The organism is Biomaibacter sp. TOL (assembly GCF_059717795.1).
This window is the reverse complement of sequence record NZ_AP046092.1, coordinates 21,841-43,773: the sequence shown is the minus strand read 5'-3', so window position 1 is coordinate 43,773 and position 21,933 is coordinate 21,841. Positions and strand designations below refer to the sequence as shown.

General features: G+C 38.8%; 19 protein-coding genes. All 19 read left to right on the top strand.

Annotated features, from left to right (window positions below; translation table 11 throughout):
- The first annotated feature begins 6 nt into the window (after positions 1-6).
- The 19 genes from AC6I1H_RS00220 to AC6I1H_RS00130 all read left to right on the top strand — a co-directional run bounded on the left by AC6I1H_RS00220 (position 7) and on the right by AC6I1H_RS00130 (position 21,929).
- The gene (locus AC6I1H_RS00220) at positions 7-2,109 is read left to right on the top strand and encodes a polyribonucleotide nucleotidyltransferase (protein ID WP_497739054.1); all 2,103 of its coding nucleotides are present in this window, start codon (positions 7-9) and stop codon (positions 2,107-2,109) included.
- 91 nt (positions 2,110-2,200) lie between these two features.
- Entirely contained in the window at positions 2,201-2,917 is a 717-nt protein-coding gene (locus AC6I1H_RS00215; protein WP_497739053.1) for a polysaccharide deacetylase family protein, read from the top strand.
- Between the two features lie 130 nt (positions 2,918-3,047).
- Positions 3,048-4,457 carry an ISLre2 family transposase gene (locus AC6I1H_RS00210; protein WP_497739052.1) on the top strand — a complete coding sequence of 470 codons (1,410 nt, stop codon included), beginning with the start codon at positions 3,048-3,050 and terminating at the stop codon, positions 4,455-4,457.
- Between the two features lie 308 nt (positions 4,458-4,765).
- Positions 4,766-5,971 (top strand): alanine racemase, encoded by a 1,206-nt coding sequence (gene alr / locus AC6I1H_RS00205; protein ID WP_497739051.1) that lies wholly within the window; start codon positions 4,766-4,768, stop codon positions 5,969-5,971.
- Positions 5,964-6,413: a dUTP diphosphatase gene (gene dut / locus AC6I1H_RS00200; RefSeq protein WP_497739050.1), complete on the top strand. Its 450-nt coding sequence runs from the start codon at positions 5,964-5,966 to the stop codon at positions 6,411-6,413. The genes alr and dut overlap by 8 nt, the downstream gene beginning before the upstream one ends.
- A 154-nt stretch (positions 6,414-6,567) precedes the next feature.
- The gene (locus tag AC6I1H_RS00195; RefSeq protein ID WP_497739049.1) at positions 6,568-6,834 is read left to right on the top strand and encodes a YlmC/YmxH family sporulation protein; all 267 of its coding nucleotides are present in this window, start codon (positions 6,568-6,570) and stop codon (positions 6,832-6,834) included.
- 52 nt (positions 6,835-6,886) lie between these two features.
- Positions 6,887-8,554 carry a ribonuclease J gene (locus AC6I1H_RS00190; RefSeq protein ID WP_497739048.1) on the top strand — a complete coding sequence of 556 codons (1,668 nt, stop codon included), beginning with the start codon at positions 6,887-6,889 and terminating at the stop codon, positions 8,552-8,554.
- Between the two features lie 255 nt (positions 8,555-8,809).
- Complete coding sequence (locus tag AC6I1H_RS00185; RefSeq protein WP_497740868.1) at positions 8,810-9,460, top strand: ClpP family protease; 651 nt, start codon at positions 8,810-8,812, stop codon at positions 9,458-9,460.
- Positions 9,461-9,464: 4 nt separating this feature from the next.
- The gene (locus tag AC6I1H_RS00180; protein ID WP_497739047.1) at positions 9,465-9,686 is read left to right on the top strand and encodes a YlzJ-like family protein; all 222 of its coding nucleotides are present in this window, start codon (positions 9,465-9,467) and stop codon (positions 9,684-9,686) included.
- 70 nt (positions 9,687-9,756) lie between these two features.
- Positions 9,757-11,889, top strand: a complete 2,133-nt coding sequence (locus AC6I1H_RS00175; RefSeq protein WP_497739046.1) for an FtsK/SpoIIIE family DNA translocase — start codon at positions 9,757-9,759, stop codon at positions 11,887-11,889.
- A gap of 87 nt (positions 11,890-11,976) precedes the next feature.
- Positions 11,977-12,825 (top strand): helix-turn-helix domain-containing protein, encoded by an 849-nt coding sequence (locus AC6I1H_RS00170; protein WP_497739045.1) that lies wholly within the window; start codon positions 11,977-11,979, stop codon positions 12,823-12,825.
- A 74-nt stretch (positions 12,826-12,899) separates the two neighbouring features.
- Entirely contained in the window at positions 12,900-14,222 is a 1,323-nt protein-coding gene (gene rimO / locus AC6I1H_RS00165; protein WP_497739044.1) for a 30S ribosomal protein S12 methylthiotransferase RimO, read from the top strand.
- Between the two features lie 102 nt (positions 14,223-14,324).
- Positions 14,325-14,840, top strand: a complete 516-nt coding sequence (locus tag AC6I1H_RS00160; RefSeq protein WP_497739043.1) for a hypothetical protein — start codon at positions 14,325-14,327, stop codon at positions 14,838-14,840.
- Between the two features lie 18 nt (positions 14,841-14,858).
- Positions 14,859-16,334 carry an AAA family ATPase gene (locus AC6I1H_RS00155; RefSeq protein WP_497739042.1) on the top strand — a complete coding sequence of 492 codons (1,476 nt, stop codon included), beginning with the start codon at positions 14,859-14,861 and terminating at the stop codon, positions 16,332-16,334.
- Between the two features lie 313 nt (positions 16,335-16,647).
- The gene (locus tag AC6I1H_RS00150) at positions 16,648-17,886 is read left to right on the top strand and encodes a competence/damage-inducible protein A (RefSeq protein ID WP_497739041.1); all 1,239 of its coding nucleotides are present in this window, start codon (positions 16,648-16,650) and stop codon (positions 17,884-17,886) included.
- Positions 17,887-17,890: 4 nt separating this feature from the next.
- A complete protein-coding gene (locus AC6I1H_RS00145) occupies positions 17,891-19,282 on the top strand; it encodes a metallophosphoesterase family protein (protein ID WP_497739040.1) in 1,392 nt (463 codons plus the stop codon).
- Between the two features lie 5 nt (positions 19,283-19,287).
- Entirely contained in the window at positions 19,288-19,851 is a 564-nt protein-coding gene (gene thpR / locus AC6I1H_RS00140) for an RNA 2',3'-cyclic phosphodiesterase (RefSeq protein WP_497740866.1), read from the top strand.
- Positions 19,852-19,900: 49 nt separating this feature from the next.
- On the top strand, positions 19,901-20,932 hold the full coding sequence (gene recA, locus AC6I1H_RS00135; protein ID WP_497739039.1) for a recombinase RecA: 1,032 nt from the start codon (positions 19,901-19,903) through the stop codon (positions 20,930-20,932).
- A 1-nt stretch (position 20,933) separates the two neighbouring features.
- The gene (locus tag AC6I1H_RS00130; RefSeq protein ID WP_497739038.1) at positions 20,934-21,929 is read left to right on the top strand and encodes a metallophosphoesterase family protein; all 996 of its coding nucleotides are present in this window, start codon (positions 20,934-20,936) and stop codon (positions 21,927-21,929) included.
- Positions 21,930-21,933 lie beyond the last annotated feature (4 nt).

Below are 21,933 nucleotides of genomic sequence, written 5' to 3'. Positions count from 1 at the left end.
GATTTCTTGGAACGATTTACTACAGAAATAGCCGGTCGAAAGCTGACAGTTGAGACCGGCAAGCTGGCCCAGCAGGCAAATGGATCAGTTGTCATCAGGTATGGTGACACAGTGATACTTGCAACAGCTACTGCTTCCAAAAAGCCGAGGGAAGGGGTGGACTTTCTACCTTTAACCGTAGATTATGAAGAGAGGCTTTATGCTGTTGGAAAGATTCCCGGAGGTTTTATTAAGCGGGAAGGAAAACCCAGTGAAAAAGCCATTTTATCTGCACGAGTTATAGACAGACCTTTAAGACCGCTTTTTCCGAAGGGTTTCAGAAATGATGTGCAGGTAATTGCAACAATATTGTCGGTCGACCAGGACAATACCCCGGACATTGCCGCAATAAACGGAGCTTCGCTGGCTTTGTGCATCTCCGACATTCCTTTTGAAGGACCGGTTGGAGCGGTTTCCGTAGGGATGATTGATGGAAAGTATGTGATAAATCCCACCGTTGCTGAAACGGAAAAAAGCCGTTTGAGGCTGGTGGTGGCAGGGACAAAAGATGCGGTGCTCATGGTGGAAGCGGGAGCCGATGAAGTAACGGAAGAAGAGATGTTAAAAGCCATTATGTTCGGTCACGAACAGATCAAAAAACTGGTAGAATTTCAGGAAATGATAGTAAGTAAAATAGGAAAACCCAAAATGGAAATTCCTATTGAAGAGATCGATGAAAATCTGGTAAGAGACGTAAGGGAATTTGCCACTGCGGAAATTTTAAACGCCATAAAGATATATGACAAACAGGAGCGCGAGGCATATATCGAGAAAATTAACGAAGACACGCTGCAGCACTTTCAGGAGATTTATCCAGAAAAAGAAAAGGAAATTGCCGATGTTCTATATGATATATTAAAAGAAGAAGTCAGAAAAATGATAACTTATGAAGGCATCAGGCCAGATGGCAGAACCAGCACTCAGATAAGACCCATATCATGCGAGGTCGGCATCCTTCCCAGGACTCACGGATCAGGATTATTTACTCGCGGACAGACACAGGTACTTACAGTGGCCACTCTTGGAGCCCTGGGAGACGTACAGATACTGGATGGTCTTGGCATAGAAGAATCAAAAAGATATATGCACCATTATAATTTTCCTCCTTACAGTACCGGAGAGACAAAAGTCCTTAGAGGACCTGGACGCAGAGAAATTGGGCATGGCGCGCTGGCGGAAAGAGCACTTGAGCCCATGATTCCATCGGAAGAAAAATTTCCATATACTATAAGGCTTGTTTCTGAAGTCTTGAGTTCAAACGGTTCCACTTCAATGGCTAGTGTTTGCGGGTCCACCCTGGCTTTAATGGATGCCGGAGTACCAATAAAAGCGCCTGTAGCCGGTGTTGCTATGGGTTTAATAAAACAGGATGATAAAATAACGATTTTAACTGATATCCAGGGCATGGAAGATTTCCTGGGAGATATGGATTTCAAAGTCGCAGGTACTGCCAGGGGAATTACGGCTATTCAAATGGATATAAAAATAAAGGGTATTGATGAAGAAATACTGAAACAGGCGCTTCAACAAGCCCGTGAAGGTCGTTTGTTCATCCTGGATAAAATGCTTGCAGTAATAAATGAGCCCAGAAAAGAACTTTCGCCCTATGCGCCGAGGATATATACAATGATGATTGATCCCGACAAGATCAGAGAAGTAATCGGTCCCGGAGGCAAAACGATAAACAGGATTATAGCCGAAACCGGCGCTAAAATCGATATTGAGGATGATGGAAGAATATATATTGCCACGCCGGACGAATATGCAGGTAAAAAAGCCGTTGATATAATAAATAAATTGACTCAAGATGTGGAAGTGGGGAAAATTTATTTGGGCAAAGTGCTGCGGATTACCAATTTCGGAGCTTTTACCGAAATATTGCCGGGCAAGGAAGGTTTGATCCACATTTCCAAGCTGTCAAAAGAACGAGTCAAGCGAGTGGAAGATGTAGTAAAGGTCGGAGATGAAATACTGGTTAAAGTGACAGATATCGATAAGCAGGGCAGAATAAACCTTTCCCATAAAGATGCGTTGAGTGATATATCAACAAAGAACAAGTCGGAAGCATAAACCGAATAAAATCGGTTTATGTTTTTTTATCATAAAATTCGCCTGAGGAAATAATATTTTATTAAGAACAAAAAAGGCAGGCGAAAAGTGTATGAGATTTTATACTTTTAAAGTGTCCAGAAGATTTATAGGCTTTATTGTGATTTTTATTTCCATTGCCACATGGGCAATGCTAAAATCTTCCACTCCGGGACATGTGGAAACTATTTCAAAATACAGGCCCATATACGAAGTAAAAAGCAATAAGAAAGCAATAGCTTTTACATGCAATGTGGCATGGGGTAATGAGTTTATACCATCTCTTTTGCAGGTTTTTGAAGATAAGAATGTGAAAATAACATTTTTTGTAGAAGGGCGATGGGCGGAAAAAAATCCGGAATTATTGCGATTGATAGATGCTAAAGGACATGAAATTGGCAATCATGGATACAGTCATGCTCATCACGCGAAGTTATCGTTTGAACAGAATATTAACGAAATAACAGATGCCGAAAAAGCAATAGAGAAAATCACCGGTAAAAAAACGGTACTATTTGCACCGCCTTATGGCGAATTTTCTGAACTTACATTGAAAGCTGCCGAATCTTTAAATTATAAGCTTATTATGTGGTCCATCGACACTATCGATTGGAAAAAGCCTGGTGTGGATTATATCGTGAAAAAAATATTAGTGAACGCGGACAATGGGAAAATCGTATTAATGCATCCTACTGAAGATACCGTAAGAGCCATGCCCGTGGTTATCGACAATTTACAAAATCAGGGATACATGATAACATCAGTGACCGGGCTTTTATCGGGAGAATAAACGCTTGAGAATAGATAGTGTAAAATTTTATTAGGTCAAAAAGCAGGAAAACGGCAGGCGTACGTAGAAAAAAGACCTCACCATCCTCCAACAGGATGAGTTAAAAACTCAACAGAAAGGTGAGGTCTATATGAGAATAATTCAACTTGTATTACAAAAATTCCTGCTTGTTGTAGAAAAAATAATTGAATTACTGGATGGCAAATGCACCTATCCAGAATTTGAAGCGGAACTGCGAAAACTGCTAAATGAGCTGGGGCGGGAAATCTGTACAGAAGTACTTAATGAACTTGATAAAAAAATATATAAAGACAAACAACAAAGGAAAAACTGGGTGGTGGTTCAAAAAGATTGTCAAAGGACAGTAACAACAGCATTTGGAGATGTCACATATCAAAGGCGGTACTATAAAAATAAACAATCAGGGGAAACCGCATACCTTACAGACAAAGCAGCGGGTATACAAAAATATGAGAGGATAGATGCTGCCCTAAAAGCTGATATAACAGATCTTTCCACGATACTCTCATACCAAAAGAGCACCCAGGAACTCAAAAGGGGCGGGGCAAACTGCAACATCAGCCGTCAAACAGTAATGAACACATTAAGAAAAATCGACAACCTTCAAGCCTACGAAAAACCGAAGAAGAAGAAACAAATACAGACTCTATACATAGAAGCCGATGAAGATCACATTCACCTTCAAAACGGCAAAGCCGGCATGGTCAAACTAATATACGTTCATGAAGGAAAACAAACAATAACAAAAGGCAGAAATGAATTAAAAAATCCCGTATACTTTTCCGGAGTTTACGAGAAAGAAAAAATAGAAGACCTATGGAAACAGGTCTGGGAGTACATCACAAACACCTATGACGAAGACCAAATAAAGCGCATATACATATCGGGAGACGGAGCCGAATGGATAAAATTCGGAGCAAAATACCTGCCCAATGCCATATACGTATTAGACCTTTTCCACCTTCAGAAATACATAACAGCGGCTCTAAAAGACGACAAAAACTCCAAAAAAGCATTATGGAAAGCCATTTTAAAAACAGATAGAGAAAAAGTCAATGAAATATTAACACAAAAATATAATGAACTCGGGCTAAAAAACCCTGAAAACCCCGTAACAAAATGCCAGGCCTATATCAATAACAACTGGAATGGAATATGTTCATACAGCCTTTACAAAAATGAAATAGCAGGCTGCAGTGCAGAAAGCCATGTAAGCCATGTACTTTCAGAAAGACTCTCCCGAGGACCCATTGCATGGAGCAAGGACGGAGCCCACAAAATGGCCCAATTAAGAGCAATAAAAGCAAACGATATATCACTCAAAGATGCCATATTAAAACAGCAATATGAAGCCTTAAAACCGATTGAACTACCAAAGCAAACCCTATATAAAGCAAAACAGCAGCTCAAAAAGATTCAATCAATATATGGGACCATAACAAACCTGCCCATTCTGTTAAACAAAAAGACATTTACAAGCATGGCTATAAAATCTTTATTGTCGCAATGCATGATTTAAAGGGCCGTTCATCGTAGCGTAGCGAAGACCCTTGACATGGAGAATGCCCATGTTAGCCTTCAACGGCTCGGGCCACTAAAGCGAAGCTGGGTGGCCCTCTGGCCCCAAGGAAACATGGGTGCGAGGCTCCATGTCAAGGTCGGCCCTGAGTTTAAGTTAAATACATTCTCATCCGCAATATGATGGTGAGTCTTTTTCAAAAAAAACCTAAAAATACTTGACACGATCTGAGAATAATTTTAAGTTGAAATAATGTTATATTTCATGTATACTTTATTTAAACATTATATTTTGAAAGGTACCTCACTGTGGAAAATCTAACATCATGGGTATATATTGATCTGGACGTATTATCAAACAATATAAAAATTATAAAGGATTTCATTGGTAAAACAAAGATGCTGGCTGTGGTTAAAGCCGACGCATATGGTCACGGAATTGTCCCGGTGGCTTTGACCGCGCTTGATAGCGGCGCAGATTATATCGGGGTTTCTGATATGGATGAAGGCATACTTTTAAGGAAAAACGGCATCGAAGCTCCGATTCTGGTTTTTAATACAATATTGCCCGAGCAGGCCGAAGAGGCTGTAAAATTTAACCTTGCCGTGACCGCTTGTTCACTCGATGTAGTACAAGCCATTCATGAAGCTGCAAAGCGGTTAAATACAAGCGCCTCAGTTCATATTAAAGTGGATACGGGATTCGGTAGATTTGGAATACTGCCGGAACATGCACTTGAATTTGTTAAAATAGTATATTCAGATTTTAAAGCCGTAAATATTGAAGGAATTTATACACATTTTTCTTCGCCATCTTCCGCAACCATTACACGGAATCAATTTCAAAAATTTAAAGATGTAACAAATCGAATTCGGGAGGCCGGCTTTATTATTCCATTTTGTCATGTATGCAACAGCGCGGCAGCCATACAATATCCTGAAATGCATCTGGATATGGTGCGCATAGGCAATCTAATGTACGGTCTTTGTCCATCCGGTAATTTGAACATAAAAAAACCAGCAAGAGTTTTTTCAAAGATTATATTTATCAAAAATCTGCCTGAAGGTCATAACGTTGGTTATGGTAATAAATATATGACAAAAAGACCCACTACTATAGCAGTAATACCTTTTGGGTATTACGAAGGTCTTGGACTTTCAGTGTCACAGCCCAACGGTTTCCTGGATGGATTTAAAATTTTTCTAAAACAGTTAATGTACGGTTTTGGGATAACATGCCAGGATAGGAAAGTAAGGATCAAAAACCGGAAATTTAATATTATAGGTAAAATAGGTATGCAGAATTGCATGGTGGATATAACAGACATGAAAGATGACATATCTATTGGCGACCAGGTAGAAATATTCACCCGTAAGGTAAATCTTTGTTATAACCTGCCCAGAGTTTATCACAGAGAAGATGAGATATTTGTGGATATGAGGCGATGTATGGTAAACTTTGATATGGAGAAACACAATATCTACGAAAAAGGGAGCGAGCAATCCATTGGATGAGGTAAAAGTGGCGATAACCAGAGTCAAAGGGGCTGAGGATATTCCCCTTCCGAGATACATGACCCCTCAGGCTGCAGGCATGGATCTTGCGGCTAATATTTTTGATGAAGTATTCATCGAGCCCGGCGAATATAAAATAATACCGTGCGGTATAAAAATCGAACTTCCTTTAGGATATGAAGCACAGGTAAGACCGCGAAGCGGACTTGCTGCAAAATATGGAGTGACATTATTAAACAGTCCGGGGACTATTGACTCCGATTATCGGGGAGAAATAAAAGTAATCCTTATTAATTTAGGGAAACAGAGATTTTCGTTAAAGAGAGGTGACAGAATAGCTCAACTGGTCATTTCCGGTGTTTCAAGAGTTCATCTTATTGAAAAAGACGAATTGGCTGAAACCCACAGGGGCGATGGGGGGTTTGGGCACACCGGTATATAGGTTGCATTTTATTACCTCTTGAATCATAAAATATAAAAAGGCTTTCATTATAAACCCAATTAAACAGTGGTAGCTTTTTTTAAATACATAACGGAAAGCCCTATATTAAGGTATATCTTTGCTTTCCTACGCATTATAAAGGGAGGTAATAAATATGAGACTGAGCGAATTGAGCGGGAAGGAAATTGTGAATCTATATGATGGAGCGCGCATGGGAGTTATAGGAAGTTCCGATCTGGTAATTGATGAAAATGACGGCAAAATAATTTATTTATTGATACCGAATAAGAGAACGCAATTTTTTCTTTTAAGTGAAAAAAATTTTACAGAAGTTCCATGGGATTCTATAAGAAAAATAGGTCCGGATATTGTTATTCTTGAAATAGACAACCAGAACTCTAAAAAATTGTGGAAGTTATAGTGGAAGTTTTAAATGTAAAACATGATTGTTCGGCTTTGGAGGTGCTTTTTTATTGTCAAAAAACGGACAAAAACTTCAAATAATACCTCTAGGTGGTATGGGAGAAATAGGTAAGAATATGACCGTAGTTCAATATGATAAAGAAATTATTGTTATAGATTCCGGCCTGATGTTTCCTGAAGAAGAGATGCTCGGTATTGATGTGGTGATTCCGGATATTACTTATCTTATTGAGAACAAAGAAAATATTAAAGGTATAGTTATAACCCACGGGCATGAAGATCATATAGGGGCTCTACCATACGTGTTGCAACAAATCAATGTCCCCATATATGGAACCAGGTTGACGCTTGGTCTGGTGGATGGAAAGTTAAAAGAAACAAAATTTAAAAAAACAGTTGCAATGAATATCGTGAAACCGCCGGCAACGGTACAAATAGGGAGTTTTACTGTGGATTTTATCAGAGTAAACCACAGTATTCCCGATGCAGTAGGTCTTGCAATTCATACTCCTGTCGGCGTTATATGTCACACAGGAGATTTTAAACTTGATCAAACCCCCGTTGACGGTCGCATAGCCGACCTCCACAAGTTTGCGGAATTGGGTTCAAAAGGCGTGCTGGTACTCATGTCCGACAGCACCAATGCAGAGCGAGAAGGTTACACCATGTCGGAAAAAGTCGTGGGTAATACCATAGAGGAAATATTTCAAAAGGCAAACGGAAGGATTATAGTAGCCACTTTCGCATCCAACATTCACAGGATACAGCAAATCTTCGACTCTGCTTACAAATTCGAAAGAAAGGTAGCGGTTGTGGGCCGAAGCATGGTAAACGTAGTCAATATTGCACTCGACCTCGGATACCTTTCAATTCCCAAAGGTCTTATGGTGGAGCTGGATGAAATTGCACGACTTCCCAAAGAACGCGTGGTGATAATAACCACAGGCAGCCAGGGAGAACCAATGTCTGCTCTGACACGAATGGCCATGTCAGAGCACAAAAAAGTGGAAATAGTGCCGGGAGATACTATTTTAATTTCAGCAACTCCCATACCGGGGAATGAAAAATTTGTCGCCAGAACTATCGACCACCTTTTTAAACAGGGGGCAAACGTCATTTACGAAGCCATCTCCGGCGTTCACGTATCCGGTCATGCCAGCCAGGAAGAATTAAAATTGATGCTGAACCTCATAAGGCCCAAATTTTTTGTCCCTGTCCACGGAGAGTACAGGCATCTGATACACCATGCTCAGCTTGCGAAACAGGTTGGTATTCCGGAAGATAATATTTTTATTGCCGAAAATGGAAGAATACTGGAATTTACACAGGATTCAGGACGAATGGCAGGAAAAGTTACGGCAGGCAAAGTTCTGGTTGATGGTCTGGGCGTTGGAGATGTAGGCAATATAGTGTTAAGAGATCGTAAGCAGCTTTCACAGGATGGAATATTGATTGTCGTGGTTACAATAGATAAAGAAACTGCGGAAGTCGTAGCGGGTCCAGATATAATTTCCAGAGGTTTTGTTTATGTCAGGGAATCTGAAGAATTAATGGAACAGGCCCGGGATAAAGTTAAGCAGGCATTGAGGAAATGCCAGGATGAAGATATAAGCGAGTGGTCTACTATAAAATCACAAGTAAGGGATACATTGGGCAAGTACCTTTTCGAACAAACGAGAAGGAGACCCATGATTTTGCCGATTATTATGGAAGTATGACTATGTCATACTTTTTTTGTATATTTCGCTTAAATCTTCAAAGAATATAAAAGAAAACGGTGAGTGCGACTTACCAAACATACCGCTAGGCATGTTGTTACATCTGCGGTTTTTTGGTATTGATATTGCCTCCAGAAAGGAGAAAATAAAAGAATGATTTCATATAAAAGTATATTCAATGCTTCAAATGAGACTCAAACACCGCCGCAGGCTCCGTTACAGCCTTCACTTGAAAAAGCAGCCCCAGCGGATTCAATGAATACCATTCAACAGTTGGGGCAACTGGAACTTCCAAAATCGGAAAGCAATATTCATTGTATCACCATAGTCGGTCAAATTGAAGGGCACATAGTTCTGCCGCCTCAAAACAAAACCACCAAATATGAACATATTATCCCTCAACTGGTTGCTATAGAGCAAAACTCAAAAGTGAAAGGACTGCTTGTTATACTAAATACTGTAGGCGGTGACGTTGAAGCGGGTCTTGCCATTGCGGAAATGATAGTGAGTATGACTAAACCTACTGTTTCACTGATACTGGGCGGAGGACACAGCATTGGTGTTCCTATCGCGGTGGCCAGCGACTATTCCTTTATAGCCGAGACAGCGACTATGACCATTCATCCCATCAGGCTTACGGGTCTTGTGATAGGAGTGCCGCAAACATACGAGTATCTAGATAAAATGCAGGATAGAGTCATAAAATTCGTGGTAGAACATTCCAAAATCAGTGAAACTTCATTCAGGGAACTGATGTTCAGCACGGGAAAATTGGCTCGGGATATAGGTACAATTCTAGTGGGAAGCGATGCGGTGGAATGCGGTCTCATTGATGAAGTGGGAGGTATAGGAAAAGCGGTAAGTAAACTTGAAGAATTTATTAAAGAAAAAAAGCAGGGAGGGTAAACCAATGGTTTTATATACGGCTATGCCCCTTGAACTGGTCTTAGAGGGAATGGACAAAGCATACAATTATAAAGAGATAAATTTGGATGGTATTAAATTGATAATAGAACCTCTAGATTTAAATCATGGAAAAATAGTGAGGCTGATAAGCACCAATCCTCAGGATTATCTAAAAAGCGAACTTTGTCCGGGAAGAATCATAGAATTTAAGATTATGCAGGCTTAAAGCCTGTTTTTTATTTATTTAAAAAGGAATTTTAGAAAAAGTGGAGAATAAAAAAATAGAGGTGTATTGTATGAGGAAAATTTTACAAAATATAAAAAATGAGGTAAGATGGGAAATATACGGACTTTTACTGATATCCGCAGGTATAATAGGTATTTTTTCTTTATATACCGATGCTGTCGGTATAGTCGGAGTTTTAGTCAATAAATATTTAAGAGGCTTTTCGGGGAGTGCTGCAATAGTAATACCGGTTCTCATAATTTCATGGGGAATTTATTGCCTTTATAGAAGAAAAAATCCTGAGTTGACCCCGAGGATTATGGGCCTGTTAATCATTCTTCTCATGCTCATCTGGATGATTCATATAGAATTGCATATATCTATGAAGGGTCTGAAATTTCTGGAACGGTTGAATAACAGTGCCGATTTTGGTCTTGAAGGCTCCGGCGGAGGAATCTTAGGCGAGATGGGTCTGACCGTATTGTTCGGCGTTTTCGGAAATACGGGTTCATATATTTTAATGGCTACTTTTACTGTTATAGGTCTGATTTTGACAACGGGCATATCGATATCTGTATTAATCGACAAAGTGAAGCGTAAAATATTTATCAAAAGCATTAACATAGTTGCGCCGGGTGAAAACAATGAAAAAATAAAAGTATTGAATACATCTGAAACGAGCATAAAGAATGTTGAATCACTGTCCGTAAAACCCAAAGAAAAAAACATGGAAAGTCCTGCGGCGCCAGTTTCTTCGGATGAACCAATAATAATTCATAATAATGAGACCAACAATTTGAACTATAACCTGCCTCCGATTTCATTACTTAAAAAAAGTTCGGGGAAATCCAACTCCTTTAGCGAAAAGGAGCTCTTGAATAATGCACAGATCCTGGAAAAAACGCTGGAGAGTTTCGGGATTCAGGCAAAAGTAATGCAGGTCAGCTGTGGCCCTGCCATCACAAGATTTGAAATTCAGCCTTCGCCGGGAGTAAAAGTAAGCAGAATAGTAAGTTTAGCAGATGATATCGCTCTGAGCCTTGCTGCTCCCGATATTAGAATAGAAGCGCCAATTCCCGGCAAAGCAGCCATAGGCATAGAGGTTCCCAACAAGCGGGTTTCAAGCGTGTTACTTCGAGATGTGATTGAAACCCAGGAATTTAAGACGTCGTCAAAATTGACAATAGCCCTGGGTAAAGATGTTGGGGGGAATCCTGTTGTGGCGGATCTGGCGGAAATGCCACATCTTCTTATTGCGGGAGCTACGGGTTCGGGGAAGAGTGTGTGTATTAACGCAATTATTTCCAGCATTTTATGCAAAGCTTTCCCACATGAAGTTAAATTCCTTTTGATTGATCCGAAAGTTGTAGAACTCACCGTATATAACGATATACCTCATTTGTTGACACCGGTGGTAACTGATGCAAAAAAAGCTGCTGCTGCACTGAACTGGATTGTTTCTGAAATGGAAAAAAGGTATCAGACTTTTGCAAAAGAAGGGGTGCGCGATATATCGAGATATAATGAACTCAACCCAGACACACCTTTTTCGAAGATTCTTGTAATAATAGACGAACTGGCGGACCTGATGATAGTTTCACCAAAGGAAGTGGAAGACAGCATCTGCAGATTGGCCCAGATGGCTAGAGCCGCAGGTATCCATCTGGTAGTGGCAACGCAGAGACCTTCTGTAGATGTAATAACCGGATTGATAAAAGCCAACATACCATCCAGGATATCCTTTGCGGTGTCATCCCAAGTTGATTCCAGGACTATTTTGGATGTCTCGGGAGCTGAAAAATTATTGGGAAAAGGAGACATGTTGTTTTTCCCAGTTGGTGCCTCAAAACCGATAAGGATTCAGGGAGCTTATATTTCCGAGGAGGAAGTGGAAAAGCTTGTGGATTATATAAAAAAGCAAAAGCAACCGGTTTATGAAAAAACATTATCTGAGTTCAAAGAAATAGAAGCGGAGAAAGATGTAGAAACCGATGAGCTTTTTAAAGAAGCTCTTAGTCTAGTAATCGATAGCGGGCAGGCTTCTATTTCAATGCTGCAGAGAAGGCTTCACATCGGATATGCCAGAGCTGCCAGATTGATCGACAGGATGGAAGAAAAGGGATTTATTGGCGGATTTGATGGGACAAAGCCCAGGGAAATATTAATAACAAAGGAACAATTTGCAAGATATTTCAACACTTAAAGATAAGGGAACAGTCGAAAAATGCCTAATATATGTTAATTTTGCTATTACCTGGGAAATATCACAATAAGATAAGGAGGTGTAAAATTGGATAAGGGTATTCATGAAATCGGCAGCAGTAAAGAGCTTGGAAATTTACTAAAAAAAACGAGAGAAGAAAAGGGTATTCAACTGGAATCGATCCAAAAGGATACGAAAATTCGCCTGAAATATCTACAGGCCATTGAAGACGGTGAATTTTCCGCAATCCCCGGCGGCGACGTCTATATAAAAGGATTCTTAAAAAGCTATGCTGAAGCTGTCGGCTTGACCCCTTCTGAAATACTTCGGCAATATAGAAAAATCAGCGGCAAAGAGAACAACAAACCTCTGGAAGCAAATAATTTTGAACTTGAACCCTTAGAATATAAGCAAGTACATACAAGACAAAATCTTAAGTTCATAGGCGTTACAGTGATGATACTGGCATTTTCGTCTTTAATGTTTTATGGTATCAAGTCTTTTCAAAATAAACCGGCCAGGTATTCAAATGCTAAAGTTCAAGATCAGTTACAGCAGCCTGTACAGAACTCCGATTCAAAACAACAAGTAAATATTTCGGAAGATACTTCGGAACAAACTTTGGAAAAAATTGATAAGGTTGTTGTTGAAGTGGCGGAAGATACATCGAATAACACAATATATACCGTTCAAGATAAAACGATAGATGTTGTTGTCGAAACAATCCAGGGGAGATGCTGGATTTCGGTTAAAAAAGGTGACAGGATGGATTATGAAGGCATACTGACAAAGGGAGATACAAAAAGTTGGACTACCGATGAAGATCTGGTTATGAGAGTAGGGAATCCGCAGGTGATAAAATTAAAAGTAAATGGACAAGATTTTGGCATTATAGGAGGCGAAACAAGGAATTTGATTTTTAAAAGGAGAGATTGAATCTCTCCTTTTAAATTTACATTACGGCCAAAATATTGTATACTTACAGAGTAAAATAATTAAGGAGGATAAACGTGTCTATCAAAGTGGGTTTAATTTCGCTCGGCTGTGATAAAAACCTTGTGGATTCGGAATTCATGCTGGGAAATCTTAAAAAATGCGGTTATATTATTACAAACAAAGAGAATGAAGCCGATGTGATAATAATAAATACTTGCGGTTTTATTGAAGCCGCCAAACGAGAATCAATAGACACCATCCTTGAAATGGCTGAATTAAAAAGACATGGAAAATGCAAACTTCTTATCGCCACAGGATGCCTTGCTCAAAGGTATGGTGGGGAACTTCTTTCAGAAATACCTGAATTAGATGCGGTCATAGGTACAGGAGACTTCAATAAGATTGATGAGATAGTTCGACGAAAACATCAAGAAAGGATAAATTTAACACAAAATAAAAGTTTTCTTGATTATGACATTGAAAACAGGTTGACGGTTTATCCTTTTTTCGCTTTTGTAAAAATTGCCGAAGGTTGTAACAACTGCTGTACTTACTGTGCAATACCTCAAATAAAGGGGGCTTATAAAAGCAGACATATTGATTCCATAAAAAAGGAAGTGGAAACCCTTGTATCCCGGGGAATCAGAGAAATCAATCTGGTAGCACAGGATACTTCAAATTATGGCATAGATATTTACGGTAAACCGTCTCTTACATTATTGCTCAAAGAGCTGGAAAAAATCTGCGATAACTTCTGGATTAGAATTTTGTATGCATATCCCAGCAACATCGATGATGAACTGCTGGAAACAATAAAAAATAGTTGTAAAGTTGTTAAATATTTAGATATACCCCTGCAGCATATAAACGACCGCATTTTAAAGCTCATGAACAGGCCGACTGATAGCCGCTTTATCAAAGAATTAATAGAAAAAATAAGGGCATATATACCCGATATCACTCTCAGGACCACCTTTATAGTGGGTTTTCCCACTGAGACTGAAGAAGAATTTAACGAACTTCTGGATTTTATCCGGATGTATGAATTTGATAGAGTCGGAGCATTTCAATATTCAAGAGAAGAAAATACTCCTGCATATGATTTAACGCCCCAGATACCACAAATAATAAAAGAAAAAAGGTATAATAAATTGATGATGCTGCAAAAAACCATTTCAAGAAAGAAAAATCGAGGGCTGAAAGGGAAAACGCTGGAGGTTCTTGCAGAACATTTTGATCCTTCATCAAATATTATTATTGGGCGTTCACAAAAGGATGCCCCTTTTGTAGACGGAACAGTAAGATTCAATTGCAGTACATGTAAACCGGGACTTTTTTATACTGTGAAAATAGTAAAAGCTCTGGAATACGACCTTATTGGCGAGGCTATACTATAGAATGATTTTGAAGGCATTGTGAGTTTTGCCTTTTTCTTTTTAAGACAAAACCGATACAAATATGCTATAATTATATTATGTAAACAAAAGGGGTGTAATTTTTTGGACATCGACAAGGCAAAACTTATTCGAATCGCTGTAATAACGTCCATATCGCTTATTTTAATGCTCTCCTCCCAGTGGATATATGCAAAATATACCATCGAAAAATCATTAGTGAACGTCATATCACAAAAACCATGGATTGAAAAAGCGGATGTGAAAAGCGACATGGGAAAGATTGTGGTTTCTGTTAAGTTTAAAGATATCGAAAATTTCATGGAAGCTTATGATAATTTATATGATACTGTAAATTATAATCTGAAGGGCAAACCGTTCACGATAGTTATAACTAATCAACCGGACAGTGTTTTAAAAGACGCTTATGAAAATTATATCCAATTTGTGGTATATGAGGCTGTACAGACAGGTAATTACACAGATATGAAAAAAAAACTTGATGAAATTGGCTCTTTAAAAAAAATATATATAAAATCTTATATAAACCATAAAAATGTATATATAAAGCTAAAACATGAAAATCAGTACTTTTACTGCATAATAAAAAAATCGGATTAGGAAGGAGATGGAGAACCGATGTTATTTGAGATGGGTATAGGTATTTTTGCAGGTTTTACAATATACCTTATGATAAATGGTATAAATGTTCTACCATTTTTAATAATGATGGTATTTGCATATGTTTTATACAACTTCCTTGATAAAACTAATTTTATAAAAACCAATTCAAAAGTAATTGTCGGAGAAAGCAACATTACTTTTGAACAGATTGGCGGTCAGGATGTAGCTAAAAATGAACTTATTGAAGCACTGGATTTTATAAAAAACTATGAGGAAGTCAAAAAAATGGGAATCAGACCCATCAGGGGAATTTTACTTACGGGCGCTCCGGGTACAGGTAAGACCCTGATGGCAAAAGCCGCAACATCATATATAGATTCGGTTTTTGTATCCGCATCGGGAAGTGAATTTATCGAAATGTATGCCGGAGTGGGAGCCCAACGAGTCAGACAATTGTTTGAAAGCGCCAGAAACCTGGCAAGAAAGATGTCAAAAAGACACGGAGTTGTATTTATTGATGAGATTGAAGTTATTGCAGGAATCCGTGGTAAACATACCAGCCATCTTGAATACGACCAGACTTTAAATCAGCTTCTTGTCGAGATGGATGGTATTTCTTCCAACGAAGACGTGAATATTCTGGTCATTGCAGCCACAAACCGTCCCGATATACTCGATCCAGCCATATTGCGTCCGGGCAGGTTTGACAGAGTAGTGAAAGTAGACCTTCCGGATAAGGATGGAAGGTTGGAGATTTTAAAACTTTACACAAAGGATAAACCACTGGCCGATGATGTGGATATGGAGAAAATAGCAAAAGAAACCTTCGGCTTTTCCGGCGCTCACTTGGAAAACTTGTGCAATGAAGCGGCAATACTGGCGATGCGGGCTAAAGAGGATAAAATACGGCAGGCGCATTTTATTGAAGCCATAGATAAAGTCATAATGGGTGAAAAACTCAACAGAAAACCCACTGATGAGGAAAGAAAAAGAATCGCAGTTCATGAGTGTGGACATGCTCTGATCAGTGAATTGTTTAATCCCAATTCCGTTTCCACAGTTACAATAACTTCCAGAGGCCAGGCTCTCGGTTACATGAGGCAGAAATCGGATGATGACATCTATTTATATACAAGACAGTATCTTGAATCGCAAATATCTGTGGCACTGGCAGGTGCGGCCGCAGAAGAAATAGTGTTTGGCAACAGCAGCACAGGTGCTTCCAATGATTTTGAACAGGCAGTAAATCTTGTAAAAAAGATGATCTTCTCAGGAATGTCAAAACTTGGAGTGGTAGATAGAGATACTATTCCACCCGAAGAGCTCCATAAAGAGATCACCAATATTGTGACAGCTCAGAAAAATCGAGTGTTTAATCTATTGAAAGAAAACAAAGATATATTGCAAAAGATAGCGGAATATTTAATAGATAACGAAAAAATAGACGGCGATACCTTCAGAAATTATTTGAAAGATTTCAAAGCGGCATAAAGATTTTTTATAATGCGTAGGAAAGCATAAATATTCCTTAATATATGGCTTTCCGTAACGCATTTCAAAAAATCTACCGATTTAATCTCGAGCTTTGTGCCCGAGGATTTGGAATCAAAGATTTTTTATAATGCGTAGGAAAGCATAAATATTCCTTAATATATGGCTTTCCGTAACGCATTTCAAAAAATCTACCGATTTAATCTCGGGCTTTGTGCCCGAGGATTTGGAATCAAAGATTTTTTATAAAAAATGAAGGGTTATGGAAAAAAAGCACGAATAATCTATATAAAACTATTTTGAAGGTGATAGCGTGAAAGCAGAAACCATAGCTGTAGGTACCGAATTACTTTTGGGGCAAATCAGCAATACCAATGCTCAGATCATATCAAAGGCACTACAGGAAATAGGAGTTGATGTTTTCTATCATACCTGCGTGGGAGACAATGAAGAGAGGATTAAACGGGTCTTTAAAATTGCTCTGGAACGTTCAGACATCATAATATTTACCGGCGGTCTCGGGCCTACTATGGATGACCTGACAAAAGAAACCGTCGCATCGTTTCTGAACCTTCCCTTGGTACTTGATGAACCTTCGCTGGAAAGGATTAAAGATTACTTTAAAAAAAGAGAAAGACCGATGACGCAAAATAACTATAAGCAAGCTCTCGTCCCGGAAGGTTCGGTGCCTATTATAAATAAAAAAGGCACAGCTCCAGGAGTGCTGCTAAAATATGGTGAAAAAATAATTATCATGTTGCCCGGTCCTCCTTTTGAAATGGAGCCGATGCTTGTGGAATCGGTAATACCCTATCTGGCAAAATTGAGCAAAAAAACCATATTTTCTAGAGTTTTAAAATTTTATGGAATAGGAGAATCTCTACTGGAAGAAAAAATAAAGGATTTAATTGTCAGGCAGTCCAATCCCACCATCGCGCCTCTTGCTAAGATGGGTGAGGTTACTCTAAGAATTACAGCTAAAGCTCAGGATTTGGAAACTGCAAAAAAATTGATTGGTCCGGTCGAAAAGGAGATAGAAAAAAGAGTTGGAGAGTATTTATACGGATATGATGGTGAACAGATAGAAGATATAGTTGCCAGGATGCTAATATCAGGTAAAATAAGTATTTCCATTGCCGAATCATGTACAGGAGGACTTCTGGCTCACAAACTGACAAATGTTCCGGGCATATCTGAAGTTTTTGATAGGGGCGTAGTTTCATATAGCAACAAATCAAAACAGGATTTATTATATGTTAAAGCCGAAACTCTCGAAAAATATGGGGCTGTCAGTGAGCAAACGGCAGGAGAAATGGCTAAAGGAATAAGGGTTATATCAGGAACGGATATTGGAGTATCCATAACAGGAATAGCGGGGCCAGGAGGCGGAACTCCTGAAAAACCGGTTGGACTTGTATATATCGGATTTGCAGACTCAAAAACCTTACTTGTTGAAAAACACCTTTTCACCGGTGATAGGATGGATATAAAGCAGCGTTCGGCAGATGCGGCATTGCATATGATAAGGAAAATGCTCAAAAGGTCCAGGTGATTGAATGAATTTTAAAAAAGCAGTTAAAATTGTCGGCGCTTTAATATGTTCTCTTTTTTTCATACATTTTTTTGACAGTCTGACTGTGAATGCAAATGGTGTAGAACTTATTTTAAATTTTAAACTTTCCTGGAAGGGGCTTACGTCCTTTGTCTTGCCGCCTCTTGGAGTGCTTAAATCTGCCACCCATAAAGCCCCTGTACAAATTGAGATTATACTGCAAAATATAAACCTTGACTTTATAAAGTCAATACTGGACTCGGCTTTGGACAAACAAGGACTTGTGCTGTTATTTAAAAAACACCTTCGTAAAACCCTTTATATACTGGTCGCAAAGACAATATTGCTGGGTTTTTTTGGAGGTGCTTTCGGAGGAATTGTTTTTAGATTAAAAAATAAAGAAATATTACTGTGCTCAGTTATAGGTCTATTTATTGCAATTTTTCTCTTAACATCAGTTTTTGCTACTTATGACATTGATGCTTTTAACACACCGGAATATTCAGGAACTTTGAAAGCCGCCCCATGGATTATAGGCCTTTTAAACAAGAGTTATGCTCAGATAAATGAATTGGGCAAGCAGCTGAAAAAGATGTCCGATAATATATCAATAGTGTTTTCACAGATGGATAGCATCGATCCCATAGAAGGAAATAGTGCAATTATCAGGGTCCTGCACGTCAGCGATATCCACAATAATCCGGCAGCTTACGATTTTATGGAACAGGTGGTTAAAAATTTCAAAGTTGACTTTATAATCGATACCGGCGATATAACCGATTACGGCACCGCGCTGGAAGATTTGATAATAAAGGACCTTGGAAAGCTGTCGGTAAAATATATTTATATTCCAGGAAATCACGATTCACAAAGTGTTATAAATATGATAAAAAAGGTCAAAAGCGTAATCGTTCTAGATGGGAAAATGATTAATGTCGACGGTATCAATATATTGGGATTTTCCGATCCTGCCTCAAAAAACGGGGATATCGAACCGCCCGATGAAATGAAAATTATAGAACAAAATATGATAATCAATGACTGGCTCGATATTTCTCATAATAAACCCGATATACTGGCAGTGCACAACCCCAAAATTACCGAAAATTTAATAGGACGAGTCCCTGTCATGTTGAACGGACATACCCATAAATTGAATATATTTGAAAGCAGAGATAGTATCGTTATAAATGCGGGTACTACGGGAGCTGCTGGTATCCGGGGATTTCAGACAAATAGCGATATTCCGTATTCGGCTGTTGTGCTGTATTTTGAGAAGCCGCAAAACAATCAAAAAGCCAGGCTTATAGCCTCCGATGTAATAAAAATATCAAATCTGAAAGCAGGATTCCAGGTGGAACGAATATTTTTTAACCATGGAGGTAATACAAGTTGAATAGCATGAGATGTTTCATTTCCATTGGACTTGAACCTGCTATAAAAAAAGACATTGAATTTTATATAAAAAAATTATCTGCTGATGATTTGTTTAAAGGCATAAAATGGGTTAAATCCGATAATATTCATATTACTCTTGCATTTTTAGGTGAAATTTCATTGAACAATATAAATCAAATTTCAGAGGTAATGAAACTTGCTTCAAATAAATTAGATCCATTTGTCGTAAATTTAAAAGGTACAGGATTTTTCCCAAATATGCGCGAACCCAAGGTTTTCTGGATTGGCGTTGAAAAAACTCCTTCGCTGTATCGTCTAAAAGAAGAAATTGATGTCGGCCTCGAGAAATCTGGTATAAAATTTGATAGAAAACCATTTGCACCACATTTGACTCTGGGCAGGTTTAAAACCGGATTGAATTTAAAACGTCATATAAACTTTCTGCCAGATTTTGAAGCTTCTTTTTTGGTAGAAAAGATATCCCTGGTAAAAAGCGAGCTTTTAAAAGAAGGTCCTCTTTACTCAGATATTTTTGCATGCTCACTAAAAAAGTGTTTGACTCATTAAAAAATTCCAGTTATAATTAAAATGAACGATTGTTTGGAGGGGATTAAAGATGCTTGAAAAGCAAAAGGCTCTGGAAATGGCTCTATCCCAGATTGAGAGACAATTTGGGAAGGGTTCTATTATGAAATTGGGCGAAGCTCAATCCAGATTCAATGTGGAAGTTATTCCCACCGGCGCTCTGCCTCTGGATATAGCTCTGGGAGTCGGTGGAGTCCCAAGGGGAAGAATTGTGGAAATATTTGGCCCTGAATCCTCAGGAAAAACAACAGTGGCATTGCATATTGTCGCGGAAGCTCAAAGGGCAGGTGGTACCGCCGCTTTCATTGATGCGGAGCATGCTCTTGATCCTGTCTATGCGAAAAATCTTGGTGTTGATACCGATAATTTACTTATATCTCAGCCCGATACCGGAGAACAAGCTCTTGAAATTGCTGAAGCCCTGGTTAGAAGCGGAGCGGTGGATGTAATAGTGATTGATTCAGTAGCGGCTCTGGTTCCAAAAGCTGAACTTGACGGGGAAATGGGCGATGCGCATGTGGGTTTGCAGGCCAGGCTAATGTCCCAGGCATTAAGGAAATTGGCGGGCGCCATCAGCAAATCCAAAACAGTCGCCATATTTATAAATCAATTAAGAGAAAAGGTTGGAATAATGTTTGGGAATCCTGAAACAACACCGGGAGGAAGAGCTTTAAAATTCTATGCATCCGTTCGGATGGAAGTTCGAAAAAGCGAAACAATAAAACAGGGAGATGAAATGCTTGGCAGCAGGACAAAGGTAAAAGTTGTAAAGAACAAGGTAGCCCCGCCTTTCAGACAAGCTGAGTTTGACATCATTTACGGCGAAGGGATTTCAAAAGAAGGATGCATATTAGATTTCGCATCTGATGAGGGAATAATACAAAAGAGCGGAGCTTGGTACGCTTATGAAAAAGAAAGAATAGGTCAGGGTAGAGAAAATGCAAAGCAATATCTGAAAGAGCACCCGGATGTTTTAAAAGCAATAGAGTTAAAAGTAAAACAAAAATACAATCTAGTAAAGGCTGATCCAGAAAAAACCGGAGAATCTAAAGAAGGGGCATAAGATGCGGTTTTTATTTTTTACAGATAGCCACATCAGGGGAACCAATCCGCAAAACCGCAAGGATAATTTCATCGAAACACTACAAAAAAAGATAAAAGAGGTTTTTGATATAGCAATTGAAGAAAAAGTTGATATCATACTTCACGGCGGAGACATATTCGACAGACCTGATGTATCTCCGGCATTGGTACGCGACTTTGTAATTCTGTTAAACAAATATCAAATACCTGTATACGCTGTGGCGGGGAATCATGACATATATGGACAAAATCCACTCACAATAAACAGAACAATGTTGGGTCTGCTGGATGGTATGGGTCTTATAAAATTGATTCAACCGGGAGAAAAGTTGATATTTGAAGATGCTCCAAGGAAGATTCAACTTTCCGGTCAACCTTATTTTTACGGAATCGACGGAGAAAATAAAAGACATAGCTATATGATAGATAAAAACAATGATGTTGATTTTGCGATACATATGGTCCATGGTATGCTGCTTGAAAAACCATTTTTTGAAGGCATGTCTTATACGCTCATAGAAGAAATTGCCGGCACCCAGGCCGATATAACTTTAGCAGGTCATTATCATGCCGGTTTTAATACAAAAGTGATCGATGGTAAATATTTTATAAATCCCGGAAGCCTTGTAAGAATAAACAATAGCATAAATGAACTTTCAAGGATGCCAAAGGTCGTTATGATTGACATAACTGAAAATATTAAAGTTAACGAAATAAATCTGAAGTGTGCCTTGCCGGGAGATGAAGTCCTTGACAGAACAAAAGTACAGGCTATGGCATTTAGAGAGAAAAAGCTGGCTGAATTTGTACAGGGAATATATTCTACCGGTCAATACAATTCGGTAAATATAAGCAAAATTATAGAAGAGATTTCCATGCAGCAAAATATAAAGGATGAAGTTGTAAAAGAAGCTTTGAAGCGGATTGGAGAAGCTCAGGAAATATTGGCTCAAAAACGGATAGAAGATTACCCCTGAGGTG

What these genes read in the sequence shown, in the direction of transcription:
- AC6I1H_RS00215 (WP_497739053.1), top strand. Translation starts at nt 2,201, where the DNA reads ATGAGATTTTATACTTTTAAAGTGTCCAGAAGATTTATAGGCTTTATT.
- AC6I1H_RS00210 (WP_497739052.1), top strand. Translation starts at nt 3,048, where the DNA reads ATGAGAATAATTCAACTTGTATTACAAAAATTCCTGCTTGTTGTAGAA.
- AC6I1H_RS00195 (WP_497739049.1), top strand. Translation starts at nt 6,568, where the DNA reads ATGAGACTGAGCGAATTGAGCGGGAAGGAAATTGTGAATCTATATGAT.
- AC6I1H_RS00185 (WP_497740868.1), top strand. Translation starts at nt 8,810, where the DNA reads ATGAATACCATTCAACAGTTGGGGCAACTGGAACTTCCAAAATCGGAA.
- AC6I1H_RS00180 (WP_497739047.1), top strand. Translation starts at nt 9,465, where the DNA reads ATGGTTTTATATACGGCTATGCCCCTTGAACTGGTCTTAGAGGGAATG.
- AC6I1H_RS00175 (WP_497739046.1), top strand. Translation starts at nt 9,757, where the DNA reads ATGAGGAAAATTTTACAAAATATAAAAAATGAGGTAAGATGGGAAATA.
- AC6I1H_RS00155 (WP_497739042.1), top strand. Translation starts at nt 14,859, where the DNA reads ATGTTATTTGAGATGGGTATAGGTATTTTTGCAGGTTTTACAATATAC.
- AC6I1H_RS00145 (WP_497739040.1), top strand. Translation starts at nt 17,891, where the DNA reads ATGAATTTTAAAAAAGCAGTTAAAATTGTCGGCGCTTTAATATGTTCT.
- thpR (WP_497740866.1), top strand. Translation starts at nt 19,288, where the DNA reads ATGAGATGTTTCATTTCCATTGGACTTGAACCTGCTATAAAAAAAGAC.
- recA (WP_497739039.1), top strand. Translation starts at nt 19,901, where the DNA reads ATGCTTGAAAAGCAAAAGGCTCTGGAAATGGCTCTATCCCAGATTGAG.
- AC6I1H_RS00130 (WP_497739038.1), top strand. Translation starts at nt 20,934, where the DNA reads ATGCGGTTTTTATTTTTTACAGATAGCCACATCAGGGGAACCAATCCG.